This window comes from Streptomyces megasporus (assembly GCF_000718985.1).
Classification (GTDB): Bacteria; Actinomycetota; Actinomycetes; order Streptomycetales; family Streptomycetaceae; genus Streptomyces; species Streptomyces megasporus.
Map to the genome: position 1 here is coordinate 1 of NZ_JODL01000027.1, position 12,065 is coordinate 12,065.

The window sequence follows — 12,065 nt, forward strand, 5'->3', positions numbered from 1 at the left end:
TGTTGGCCTCCTTGCCGCCGGTCAGTTCCTTGACCAGTTCGGAGACGGCCGGCATCCGGGTGGAGCCGCCGACCAGCACCACGTGATCGATCTCCGAGATCTTGACTCCGGCATCCCGCACGGCCTGGTGGAAGGGTCCCTTGCAGCGCTCCAGCAGGTCCTGGGTGAGCTGCTGGAACTGGGCGCGGGTGAGGCTCTCGTCCAGGTGCAGCGGGCCCTCCGCCGAGGCGGTGATGTAGGGCAGGTTGATGGTCGTCTCCGTCGCGGACGACAGCTCGATCTTCGCCTTCTCCGCGGCCTCGCGCAGCCGCTGGACGGCCATCTTGTCCTTGGCCAGATCGATTCCGTGGCCGTCCTTGAAGCGCTTGACCAGGTGGTCGACGACCCGCTGGTCCCAGTCGTCACCGCCCAGGAGCGTATCGCCGGAGGTGGCCTTCACCTCGACGACGCCGTCGCCGATCTCCAGCAGGGACACGTCGAAGGTGCCACCGCCGAGGTCGAAGACCAGAACGATCTGGTCCTCCTTCTCCAGCCCGTAGGCGAGGGCGGCGGCGGTCGGCTCATTGATGATCCGCAGCACGTTCAGACCGGCGATCTCACCGGCCTCCTTCGTCGCCGTGCGCTGTGCGTCGTTGAAGTACGCCGGGACGGTGATCACCGCGTCGGTGACCTTCTCCCCCAGATACGTCTCGGCGTCCCGCTTCAGCTTCTGCAGGACCCGGGCGGAGATCTCCTGCGCCGTGTACCGCTTGCCGTCCACGTCCCCGCTCGGGGGGAAGTGCCAGTGCGCCTCGCCCATGTGCCGCTTCACCGAGCGGGCGGTGCGCTCCACGTTCGTCACGGCCTGCCGTTTGGCGATCTCTCCGACGAGTACTTCGCCGCTCTTGGCGAAGGCCACCACCGAGGGGGTCGTCCGCGCGCCCTCGGCGTTGGTCACCACGGTGGGCTCGCCGCCCTCCAGGACGCACACCACGGAATTGGTCGTGCCGAGGTCGATGCCGACTGAGCGTGTCATCGTGCCCTCCTTCTCCGCCGCCGGGCGACGGGAGGCGTTTCATGCCGATACATCCGGCATAAAACTTGAGTCGCGACAAGTCAACTTGTTCCGGGAATCCATCCCCTTTCCCGACCGGGAAACGGCCCGAACGAGGGCGGCCGGCCCTCAGATCCGGTAGCGCCGCAGCGCGGGTGCGGCGAGGGCCAGTGCCAGGATGGCGACGACCACCAGCAGTCCCCCGCCCGCCACGGCGGCGCGGGGACCGAAGGCCGAGCCGGCCGTGCCGTGCAGCAGGTCCGCCAGTCTGGGCCCGCCCGCCACCACGACGGTGAAGACGCCCTGCATCCGGCCGCGCATCTCGTCCGTGGCCGCCGACTGCAGGATCGCCCCGCGGAAGACCATCGACACCATGTCGGCGAAGCCGGCCACCGCGAGGAACAGCACCGCCCACCACAGTCCACCGCTCAGGCCGAACGCCGCGATGGCCGCGCCCCAGGCGAGTACCGCGCCGATCACCATCCATCCGTGCCGGCGGACGTGGGTGTAGGTGCCCGACATCAGGCCGGCGACCACCGCGCCCACGGGGATGGCCGCGTAGAGCAGGCCGAGCGCCAGTCCCTCGCCCCAGGGCGCGTAGGTGGTGGCGGCGAGTTGCGGGAAGAGGGCGCGGCATGCCGAGCACCATCGCGATGATGTCGGCGAGGAAGGACAGCAGCAGCACCCGACGCGCCACGATGTACCTGAATCCGGCCGCTATCTCCCGCGGTCCGGCCGGTCGCGGGGTACCGCCGTCGAGCGGCGGCAGGGACGGCAGCCTCCGTACGGCCGTCACCGCCGCGCACAGGGCGATCGCGTCGAGGAGGTAGAGCGTGCCCAGGCCGATGAGGGGTATCAGCGCGCCGGCGAGCAGCGGCCCGAGGACCAGGCCCGTCTGCATCACCGTCGAGTTGAGCGCGTTCGCCGCCGGCAGTTCCTCGGCGGGCACCAGGCGGGCCACCGAGGCGCTGCGGGCCGGCGCGTTCACGCCGAAGAAGGCCTGCTGGAGCGCGAGCAGCACCATCAGCACCGCCACCGACTCCATCCCGGCGGCGGCCTGCGCCCAGAACAGGAGCGAGGTGACGGCGATTCCGACGTTGGTGACCAGCAGCACCTTGCGCCGGTCCAGGGTGTCGGCGACCGCGCCGCCCCACAGCGCGAAGACCACCAGCGGCAGCAGCCCGGCGAGGCTCGCGTAACCGACCCAGGCCGAGGAGCCGGTGATGTCGTAGATCTGCTTCGGCACGGCGACGGCGGTGAGCTGGCTGCCGACGGCGGTGGCGGTGGTGGAGGTCCACAGGCGGCGGAAGGCCGGGCGGCGCAGCGGCCGGGTGTCCATCGTCCAGCGCCGCCATCCGGAGCGCTCCGGTCTCGCCTCGGGGCGGGGCGGCGCGTGTTCCTCGCCGCCGTCGACGCTGCCCTCGGTGCTGCTCTTCCCGGTGTCCACGGCCGTCCTGGTTTCGTCGTACAACTAATTGGTCCGGCCCATTCTCGCCGACGCCGGGAACACCCCCGGGCGCGACCGGCGGACGGGAAAGGCGCCGGGGCGCGCGGCGGGACGGGACCGGCGGGGTGTCCGCCACCGATGGCGGACACCCCGTCGGTCGTGCGGTCGGTTCGGTTCCTACAGTTCCTTGACGCGGATGTCGCGGAAGGAGATCACGTCGGTCGTGCCGTGGGTCTGCAGGCCGATGTAGCCCGAGGCGTAGCGGCGACCGTCGGTGCCCGGGTCGCCCGCGCGGGGCGGAGAGAACTCCTGGCCTCCGACGTTGTCGAACTCGTTGATCAGCACTCCGTTGCGGAAGACCGAGTAGTGCAGGCCGACCACGCGGATCTCGTACTCGTTCCAGGTGCCCTTCTCCGTGACGCCCGCGCCGCCGAGGCCGACCCGGTCGAACCCGTATATCGAGCCCGTCTTGTACTGGTCGCCGTCGGGGCGGTCGAGGATCTGCACCTCGTGGCCGTAGGTGATCGCCACCCACTCCGGGCGGGACTCCTCGGGATGGTCGTGGACGTGCGGGAAGCGGACGAAGACGCCGCTGTTGGCGCGGCCCGTCCCCGGCGCGTCGTCGCGGAACCGCAGTTTCAGGGAGAAGTCGTCGTACCGACGCTCGGGGAACCACAGCATGCCCATGCCCGGCACGGTGGTGCTGCTGGTGATGGTGCCGTCGTCGTTCAGGCCGAAGGCGCCGCCGCCGACGTGCCGCCACTTCTCGAAGGACTTCCGCGTGCCGTCGAAGAGGTCCCGGTAGCCCTGGTTCCGCCCCGGTTCGCCGATGCCCGACCGCTTGGCCGCCTCGGTGATCGCCCTGTGCTCCCGCTTGTCGATCACCCCCTCGTCCAGCAGGTCGTCCGCGACCTCCCGCACGTGCTTGCGGAAGAGGGCGTGGGACGCCCAGTCCCTCTCGTCCTCGATGAGTTCGTTGATGGTGCAGCGGTTGCCGGTGACGCGGTTGGGCACGCCGGTGTCGACGGTTCCGACGACGACGGTCCGGCGTTCGTCCCACTCCGGGCACGGCGGGGCGGGCACTCCGCCGCCCTCGACCACGGTGAAGGTCACCCGCTTCGCCTCGGAGGTGTTCCCGGCCTTGTCGGTCGCCCGGTAGGCGACGGTGTGGTGTCCCGGGCGGTCGATGGTCACCGGGGCGGTGTAGGCGAGGTAGGGGCCGCCGTCGAGCGAGTACTCGATCCGCTCGACGCCCGATCCGGTGTCGGAGGCGGTCACCGTCACCTTCGCCCTCCCCACGTACTCGCCGTTCACGTTCTTCTCGCCCGTCACTCCGGCGGAGGTCTCCGGCGCCGTGGTGTCGTCCGTCCGTGGGGCCACGACGGTGAACTCCACCGACTTCACCGCCGAGGTGTTCCCCGCCCGGTCCGTGGCCCGGTAGCGCACCGTGTGCGTGCCCACCTCGTGGACCATCACCGGAGCCGTGTACGGCTCGAACTCCCCCTCCCCGATCGCGTACTCGATCCGCTCGACACCCGATCCGGTGTCGGAGGCGGTGACGGTGACGGTGGCCATGCCGAGGTAGGCGCCGCTGTCGTCCCGCTCCCCCGAGACGCCGGCGGAGGTCTCCGGCGCCGTGGTGTCCTCGCCGGAGCCGCCGTCCGTGACGGTGAGGACGCCCTCCATCTCGCCGTGGCCGGGGATCGTGCAGTGGTAGCGGTACCGGCCGGGCGTGAGGGTGACCTCGGCGGTGTGCCTGCCGCCGTTGGCGTCCAAGGGGTTGGCCAGGATGTTCAGCGGGACGTCGTTGTTGTACTCCGGGTCGGAGACGTCGAAGGTCAGCGTGTGCGGCATGGCGGTGGTGTTGCCGGTGGCCTCGCTGTTCTCGAAGACGATCGTGGCCTTCCCGGCGACCGCGGTCGTCGGAGCCGAGGTGTATCTCGTGATGTCGTCGCCGGCGGTCCAGGTGAGCACCTGCTCCGCGGCGGCTCCGGAGTTCGGCGCCGGCCGCCCGTGGGCGGCCGGGGAGGTCAGGCCCAGGACCGTCAGCAGCGCGGTCATCAGGACCGTCCAGATTCTCCGGTTCACCGCTCCACCCCCTGTGCCGCGTTCTCGTCCGTGCCGATCAGGTGCTTCGGCAGCGGGGTCGCCTCGCCGCCGTGGTAGGTGACGCGCCACAGTGCCGAGGCGTCGTCGTGGGTGAAGAAGCCGCGCCCGTAGTCGAGGACGTACAGCGCCCCGTCGGGCCCGAAGCGCCAGTCCATGAGGTTGCGGATGCCGCCCTGGCCCACGGGGACGATCCCGTCGAGGCTCTCGGCGTGGACGGGCAGGCCGCCCTTGCCGACCGTCCTCGGGTCGGTGAGGACCGCGTGGCGCGGCTGGTCGCCGTCGTAGAGGTCGCCGACGAACCACTTGCCGTCCCAGTACTCGGGCCACTTGTGCGCGCTGCCGCTTCCGGCGTCGTGGCGGTACACGGGTCCGTTCATCGCGGCCTGGCCGCCGCCCTTGAGCCACGGGAGCAGCAGCTTCTGCTCCTCCGGTTGGTAGCTGGGGACGCCGTCGGCGTCGCGCGGGAAGTCGGGGGCGCCGCCCTGCGAGGAGTACCAGATGGTGTTGGAGGTGACCGGAGGGAGGTTCACCAGGCCGTCGTTGTGGGGGGACTCGTTTCTCGGGTTGTCGCAGTCGTACCAGCCGAGCGGCTTGCTCGGGTCGGGCAGGTTGCGGTCCCGGTAGGGCTGTTTGTTGCCCATGCAGAACGGCCAACCGTGGTTGCCCGCCTTGGTGATCGCGGCGAAGGTGTCGTACTTCGCCGGTCCCCACACGGGGCTGGGGGTGGAGGCGTCCGGGCCGACCCATCCGGCGTGGAGGATGTCGGTCTCCTGGTCGACGGCGATGCGGGCCGGGTTGCGGACGCCCATGACGTAGATCTCGCCGCGGGTCTTGCCGCCGCCCTCGTCCTGTTCCCTGCCCGTGAAGAGGTTGCCCTCGGGGATGGTGTACGTCCCGTCGTCCTCGGGGTGGATGCGCAGGATCTTCCCGTTGAGGTTGTTGGTGTTGCCGGAGGTGCGGCGGGCGTCGGCGAAGGCTCGGCCCTTGAAGTTCGGTTCCGGGTTGTTGCCGGCGTAGCCGTCGCTGAAGCCGGAGGAGTTGTTGTCGCCGGTGGCGATGTAGAGGTTGCCCTTGGAGTCCCAGGCCATGCCGCCGCCCGCGTGGCAGCAACTGTGGATCTGGACGGGCCACTTCAGCAGGACCTTCTCCGAGGAGAGGTCGATCCGGTTCGTCTCGGGGTCGAGGGTGAAGCGGGAGACCCGGCGTTCGGCCGTGCGCGTGTCGCGGTCGATCTCCGAGTGCGGCGTGTAGTGGAGGTAGATCCGGCCGTTGTCGAGGAAGTCGGGGTCGAGTTCGATGCCGACCAGCCCCTCCTCGTTCTTGGTCAGCTCCCCGCCACCGCCCTTGTTGCCGAAGACGTCCAGCGTGCCGACGAGGGTGACCTCCTCCGTCCGGGGGTCCCAGACGTGGACGGTGCCCTTGCCCTTGCCGATCTCGGGGTCGTTCCAGTCGGTCTTCACCGGGTCCCCGGCGGTGCCGCCGCCCCGGCCGATGTAGAAGACCCGGCCGTCGGGGGCGGTGACGAGTCCGTGCGGCTCGCCGATCTGGTCGGTCCGTCCCGGCTGGTTGGGGCGGGTGAGCCGTTCGGCCGTGTAGTGGGCGGTGATGGTGGCCTTGCAGTCGGCGCGGGCCAGGCGTGTTGTCCACATCAGGGCGCCGCGCAGGTGCGCGCGGAAGTCCGCCTCCTGGAAGCTCGCCGCGGTGCCGCCCATGGCGGTGTAGAAGGATCGGCCGCCGTCGTAGTCGCGGCACCAGGAGACGGGGTGGTCCCAACCGTCCGCGTCCGCGCCCGGTTTGTAGGAGTTCTCGCGCACCCGCGCGACCGTGTGGACCTTCCCCGAGGGGTTGGTCTCCCAGTCCATCCACCGGTCGGACCGCTTCCACTCCAGTGGCAGGTCCTTCGTGGCCGGGTGTGCGCGGTCGCCGACCTCGACGACGGCGCGTCGCACCGCTCCCGTGTCGCCGCCGGCCGGCCGGGCTCCGATCAGGCCGGTGAACCACGACGAGTACGGTTCGGCGCGGGCCGCGCCGTGGATGCCGAGGAATCCGCCCCCGGCCTCCAGGTAGCTCTCCAGTCCGGCCTCCTGCTCGGGGTCGAGCACGTCGCCGCCGCCGGTGAGGAAGACGACCGCGTTGTACCTCCCCAGCTTCTTCGAGGTGAACACCGAGGCGTCGTCGGTGGCGTCGAGCGTGAAGCGTTCGTCGGCGGGGCCGGTCCTGCCGATCCGTTCGACGGCCTCGATTCCCGCCTCCACCGTCGGCGGTTCCTCCCCGGCGGAGGCGTGGAAGACCAGGACCCGGACGTTCTTCCCGCCCGGTGGGGAGTTCGGTTGGAGCCCGTGCGCCGCGAGGTCCGGGGCGAGACGGGCGGCGGCCGGTGTGCCGCCCAGCAGGGTCGCGGCGATGGCGCCGGTCACGAGGGCGACGAGGAGGCCGCGTCGCTTTCCGAGGTGCAGTGTGCTGGTCCCTCGTCTTGCCGAGGGAAGTCGATGCGGTGTGTGCCGCATGGTCCACCCACCTTCTCCGGTCGTCTCCGGTCGGAGCGATGGCCGTTGAAGCTAGACCTCTTTTCATGGTTCGCCAATACCTATGACCAGCATCGAACAAACTTTGTCTTGAATGTGGACGAACGAAGATCACCGGCCTACCGTGGCGTTGTCCCGCCATCCCCGCACCCCGTCAGCCCCCTCACGACAGCGCGAGTTGGGAGAGCCATGACCGAGGCAGCCGGCGCCGTCCCCCGACGCTCCTTCAGTCGACGATTCCTCGCCGGCGGCGCGGTCGCCGCGGCCGTGGGCACGGCCGTTCCGGCCACCAGAGCCTCTGCTTCCGGGGCGGAGACGACCGCACCGACCACACCGGCCGCCCGGGAGACGGTCCGCCGAGCGCGGGCCGGCGGCGAGGTCCGCCACATGAGGATGTACGCCGAGAGGCTGCCCGACGGACAGATGGGGTACGGCCTGGAGAAGGGCGGGGCCACCATCCCGGGCCCGATGATCGAACTGGTCGAGGGCGACACCCTGCACATCGAGTTCGAGAACACGATGGACGTGGAGGTCAGCCTCCATGTGCACGGCGTCGACTACGACATCGACAACGACGGCACCCGGATGAGCCGCAGCACCGTGCCGCCGGGCGGGAAGCGCACCTACACCTGGCGCACCCACGAGCCGGGGAGACGCAAGGACGGCACCTGGCGGCCGGGCAGCGCCGGCTACTGGCACTACCACGATCACGTCGTCGGCACCGAGCACGGCACCGGCGGCATCCGCAGGGGCCTGTACGGGCCGGTGGTGGTGCGCCGGAAGGGCGACGTCCTGCCGGACAAGCAGTTCACCGTCGTCTTCAACGACATGACGATCAACAACAAGGGCGCCGGCGAAACCCCGAACCTCGAGGCGACCGTGGGCGACCGGGTCGAGATCGTCATGATCACGCACGGCGAGTACTACCACACCTTCCACCTGCACGGTCACCGTTGGGCGGACAACCGCACGGGCCTGTTGGAGGGCCCGGACGACCCCAGCCGCGTCGTGGACAACAAGATCACCGGCCCGGCCGACTCGTTCGGTTTCCAGGTGGTGGCCGGGGAGAACGTGGGCGCCGGGGCGTGGATGTACCACTGCCACGTCCAGAGCCACTCCGACATGGGCATGGCCGGGCTGTTCCTCGTCGCCAAGCCCGACGGCACCGTCCCCGGCCACGAGCCCCACCGTCCGCCGGGGCACGGGCATCCCTGACCGGCCGGGCGCCCTCCGCCGACGCGCGTGCGGTGGAGGGCGCCCCTCGCCGTCGGTCCCCGCCGTCGCTCAGCAGCCGTCCTCGCGCAGCGAGCGCAGGTAGGCGGCGGAGCGGCGGGCGAAGCGGAACGAGTCGCCGGGGTTGTCGTGCTCGGCGATCCAGTGGTGGTCGCGGCGGCGGGAGAGCCGCTCCACGCCGCCGATGAACCGCTCGTGGTCGATGTCGCCGTCGCCGACGTCCGTCATGCGGTAGCCGTCTCGGGTCGACGGGTCCCGCTCGCCGTCCTTCACGTGGAACAGCGGGTAGCGGTGCGGGGCGGCCAGGACGTAGTCGATCGGGTCGAAGGGCGCGGGGACGCCGTCGGGGCGGACGCCGAAGCGGAACTGCCCGCAGTACGCCCAGTAGATGTCCATCTCCAGGTGGACCAGGTCGGGGTCGGTCTCCGCCAGCAGCACGTCGTAGAGGCGCACGTCGGGACGGTCGGTGGCGAAGGAGAACTCCTCGGCGTGGTTGTGCTGGTAGAACGTCATGCCGCGGGCGCGGGCGGCGGCGCCGTAGGTGTTGAAGTCCTCGGCGGCCCGCTTCCAGGCGTCCACCGTGGAGCCGTAGCGGAACGGCCCGCTCGCCGTGCCGATGTGCTTCAGGCCCAGCTCCTGGGCGTCGTCGAGGACCTTCTCCAGGTTGGTGGCGAAGGTGTAGGCGTTCGGATCGGAGGAGTGGTAGCCGACGTGGCTGCCCACGGCCCGCAGGCCGCTGTCGCGGACCAGGCGGCGCAGTCTTCGGAGGGTGATGGGTCCGGCCGAGCCCTGGGTGTAGCCGGCGAACTCGATCTCGGCGTAGCCGTGGCGTCGCAGCTCCTCGAAGACGCGGGCGAAGCCGATGGTGGAGACCTGGTCCCGGAGGCTGTAGAGCTGGATGCCGAGTCTGCCCTTGGGGACGAGGGGGGCGGTGGGGCGGCGGGACGGGGCGGGGGCCGCCGTCGCGGTGCCCGCGCCGGCCGTGCCGAGGAGGGCGGCGGCGGTCGTTCCGGCGGCGACGCCGAGGAATCCGCGGCGGCGGAGGAGGTGGGCGAGTTCGTCGTGCGAGGTCACGTCACGGCTCCTTGGGTGGGTTCGGGTGGGCGGGTGGACGAGCGGACGGGCGGGGGGAGCGGCCGTCAGGAGAGCCCGGCGAGACCGAGCAGGAGGCCCTTGACGTCGGTCGCGGCGACGGGTCCGTCGACGGCGCCGGCTCGGGAGCAGAGCAGCACCGGCCCGTCGTCCTCGTGGGCGGGCAGGCGGCCGTGGCTGCCGCGCACGGGCGACGGGTCGAGGGGGACGACGGCCATGCGGTACCGCATGCCGAGCTTCTTGCGGGCCAGGGCCGTGGCGGCGCGGACGCGGACGTACGGGTCGAGGGGGTCCATGAACAGCTCGGCCGGGTCGTAGCCGGGCTTGCGGTGGATCTCGACCGTCCGGGCGAAGTCGGGGGCGCGGTCGTCGTCGAGCCAGTAGTAGTAGGTGAACCAGGCGTCGGGCTCGGCGACCGCCACCAGATCGCCCGCGCGGGGGTGGTCCAGGCCGTGGGCCTTCTTGCCCTCGTCGTCGAGGAGTTCGTCCACGCCGGGCAGATCGGTGAGGACGGCGCGCACGGTGTCCAGGTCCTCGGGGTTCCGCACGTGGACGTGGGCGATCTGGTGGTCGGCGACGGCGAAGGCGCGGGAGGCCGTCGGGTCCAGGTACTCCATGCCGTCCTGGGTGTGGACCTCCAGGAGCCCGGCCCGGCGCAGCGCCCGGTTGACGTCGACCGGCCTGCTGACGCGGGTGATGCCGTACTCGGAGAGGACGACGGTGGTGCGGCCCTCGGCCCGGGCGTCGTCCAGCAGTGGGGCGAGGGTCCGGTCGAGGTCGGCCGCGGCGGCGAGGGCGCGCGGGTCGTCGGGGCCGTGGCGCTGGAGGTCGTAGTCCAGGTGGGGGACGTAGGCCAGGACGAGGTCGGGGGCGCGGGTGTGGAGGACGTGGCGGGTGGCGTCGACGATCCACCGCGAGGAGGCGAGGCCGGCGCCGGGTCCCCAGTAGTGGAAGAGGGGGAAGGCGCCGAGGGAGTCGGTCAGTTCGTCGTGGAGTTCCGGGGGCCGGGTGTAGCAGTCGGGTTCCTTGCGGCCGTCGGCGCGGTAGATCGGGCGCGGGGTGACGGTGATGTCGGTGTCGGCGCCCATCGCGTACCACCAGCAGATGTTGGCCACGGTGTAGCCGGGGTGGGCGCGGCGGGCGGCGTCCCACAGCTTGTCGCCGCCGACGAGGCCGTTGTGCTGCCGCCACAGGAGCACCTCGCCGAGGTCGCGGAAGTACCAGCCGTTGCCGACGATGCCGTGCCCGGTGGGGGTGGTTCCGGTGAGGAAGGTGGCCTGGACGGAGCAGGTGACGGCGGGCAGGACGGTGCCCAGGGGCGCGTACGAGCCGGCGTCCGCCAGGGCGCGGAGGCGGGGCATGTGCGCCAGCAGCCGGGGGGTCAGTCCGACGACGTCGAGGACGAGGAGGGGTGTCGGGCGGCGACTCGTGGCCGGGGTCACGGCAGCTCCTTCAGGCCGAGTTCGGTCAACAGATCGCGGGCGAGGGCGAGTTCGGCGGCGATGCCGTCGGCGAGCTGTGCCCGGGTGCGGGGGCGCAGCGCGGGCGGGAGGGTCTGCCAGGTGTAGGTCTCGACCTCCAGGTGACGGGTGAGGGGTTCGGGTCCGCCGACGAGCCGGACGAGGGCGTCCCGCAGCACCGGCAGGGTGGAGGCGAGCGGGGGCTCGGGCGTGGCGTGTAGGGGGATGTGGAAGTGCGAGCGCCAGGGGCCGGTGGCGGGCAGCGGACCGTCGGCGGCGAGCGCCCGGTCGAGGTCGTCGACGCCCAGGACGGTGCCGTCGGGGGTGCGGACGCGGGTCTGGTGGAGGAAGCGGGGTTCGGCGAAGGCGGCGAGCACCTTCCGTACGGCCGGCTCGTGGGGGTCGCCGGCGTGGAGGGCGGCCGAGAGTTGGGCCTTGACGACGGGCACGCCGGCGGCGGCCAGGGCGTCCAGGGCCTCGTCGGGGTCCTCGAACTGGGTGGCCAGGTGGCAGGTGTCGAGGCAGAGGCCGATCCGCTCGCGTGGCGGGGCGCCCGGGGAGGTGAGGGCGTGGACGGCGTCGGCGGTGGTCTCGACGGTGCAGCCGGGTTCGGGTTCGAGTCCGACGCGGATGGAGCGGCCGGTGAGGTCCCGCAGGGCGTCGAGCCGCCGGGCGAGGGTGGTGAGCGCGGCGTGGGCGGCTCCCGCGCGCCGTGCGTCGAAGCCGGTGCGCCAGGCCAGCGGCAGGGTGGAGACGCTGCCCTCGGTGACGTCGTCGGGCAGCAGCGCGGCCAGCAGGCGGGCGAGGTCGGTGGTGTGTTCCAGCCGCTCGGGCTCGGTCCAGTCGGGCCGGTAGACGCGGTGTTTGACGATCTGGTCGCCGAAACCCCGGTAGGGGAAGCCGTTGAGGGTGACGACCTCCAGGCCGCGGTCGTCGAGTTCGGCGCGGAGGGCGCGCACGGCGGCGGGGTCGACGGTGAGGGCGCGGGCGGCGTCGCGGGCCAGCCAGAGTCCGATGCCCAGACGGTCGCGGCCGAGGCGGCGGCGGACGGGTTCGGCGTGGTCGCGGAGTTGGCGGCGCACGCCGTCGAGGTTCTCGGCGGGGTGGACGTTGGTGCAGTAGGCGAGGTGGACGGTGGAGCCGTCGGGATGGCGGAAGCGCACGGC

At 71.7% G+C, this 12,065-nt stretch carries 8 protein-coding genes and 1 pseudogene; 2 read left to right on the forward strand and 7 right to left on the reverse strand.

Features of this window, described 5'->3' with window-relative positions:
• The coding region (locus IF47_RS0120905; protein ID WP_031510428.1) for an Hsp70 family protein at positions 1-1,015 on the reverse strand (1,015 nt) is incomplete at its 3' end.
• A 147-nt stretch (positions 1,016-1,162) separates the two neighbouring features.
• A pseudogene (locus IF47_RS28055) lies at positions 1,163-2,372 on the reverse strand (MFS transporter).
• Here IF47_RS28055 and IF47_RS32170 point away from each other — a divergent pair.
• Complete coding sequence (locus IF47_RS32170) at positions 2,290-2,508, forward strand: hypothetical protein (protein ID WP_169745233.1); 219 nt, start codon at positions 2,290-2,292, stop codon at positions 2,506-2,508. The pseudogene IF47_RS28055 and the gene IF47_RS32170 sit on opposite strands and share 83 nt — an antisense overlap.
• Positions 2,509-2,657: 149 nt before the next feature.
• Here the strand turns inward: IF47_RS32170 and IF47_RS0120915 are convergent, their stop codons facing one another.
• Together IF47_RS0120915 and IF47_RS0120920 are read right to left on the reverse strand one after the other, a co-directional pair.
• A complete protein-coding gene (locus IF47_RS0120915; RefSeq protein ID WP_031510429.1) occupies positions 2,658-4,541 on the reverse strand; it encodes an OmpL47-type beta-barrel domain-containing protein in 1,884 nt (627 codons plus the stop codon).
• A gap of 23 nt (positions 4,542-4,564) precedes the next feature.
• Positions 4,565-7,096 (reverse strand): ThuA domain-containing protein, encoded by a 2,532-nt coding sequence (locus IF47_RS0120920; protein WP_078592010.1) that lies wholly within the window; start codon positions 7,094-7,096, stop codon positions 4,565-4,567.
• Positions 7,097-7,303: 207 nt separating this feature from the next.
• Here IF47_RS0120920 and IF47_RS0120925 point away from each other — a divergent pair, with 207 nt between their 5' ends.
• Positions 7,304-8,329, forward strand: coding sequence for a multicopper oxidase domain-containing protein (locus IF47_RS0120925; RefSeq protein ID WP_031510431.1), 1,026 nt, complete (start codon positions 7,304-7,306; stop codon positions 8,327-8,329).
• 69 nt (positions 8,330-8,398) lie between these two features.
• On the opposite strand, the gene IF47_RS0120930 is transcribed toward IF47_RS0120925, so the two are convergent.
• The 3 genes from IF47_RS0120930 to eboE all read right to left on the reverse strand — a co-directional run bounded on the left by IF47_RS0120930 (position 8,399) and on the right by eboE (position 12,062).
• The gene (locus IF47_RS0120930) at positions 8,399-9,421 is read right to left on the reverse strand and encodes a sugar phosphate isomerase/epimerase family protein (protein WP_031510432.1); all 1,023 of its coding nucleotides are present in this window, start codon (positions 9,419-9,421) and stop codon (positions 8,399-8,401) included.
• A gap of 65 nt (positions 9,422-9,486) precedes the next feature.
• Positions 9,487-10,881 carry an alkaline phosphatase family protein gene (locus IF47_RS0120935; RefSeq protein ID WP_031510433.1) on the reverse strand — a complete coding sequence of 465 codons (1,395 nt, stop codon included), beginning with the start codon at positions 10,879-10,881 and terminating at the stop codon, positions 9,487-9,489.
• Positions 10,878-12,062: a metabolite traffic protein EboE gene (gene eboE, locus IF47_RS0120940; RefSeq protein ID WP_031510434.1), complete on the reverse strand. Its 1,185-nt coding sequence runs from the start codon at positions 12,060-12,062 to the stop codon at positions 10,878-10,880. Before eboE ends, IF47_RS0120935 begins: the two co-directional genes overlap by 4 nt.
• Between the last annotated feature and the right edge of the window lie 3 nt (positions 12,063-12,065).

What these genes read in the sequence shown, in the direction of transcription:
- IF47_RS0120915 (WP_031510429.1), bottom strand. Translation starts at nt 4,541, where the DNA reads ATGACCGCGCTGCTGACGGTCCTGGGCCTGACCTCCCCGGCCGCCCAC.
- IF47_RS0120920 (WP_078592010.1), bottom strand. Translation starts at nt 7,096, where the DNA reads ATGCGGCACACACCGCATCGACTTCCCTCGGCAAGACGAGGGACCAGC.
- IF47_RS0120925 (WP_031510431.1), top strand. Translation starts at nt 7,304, where the DNA reads ATGACCGAGGCAGCCGGCGCCGTCCCCCGACGCTCCTTCAGTCGACGA.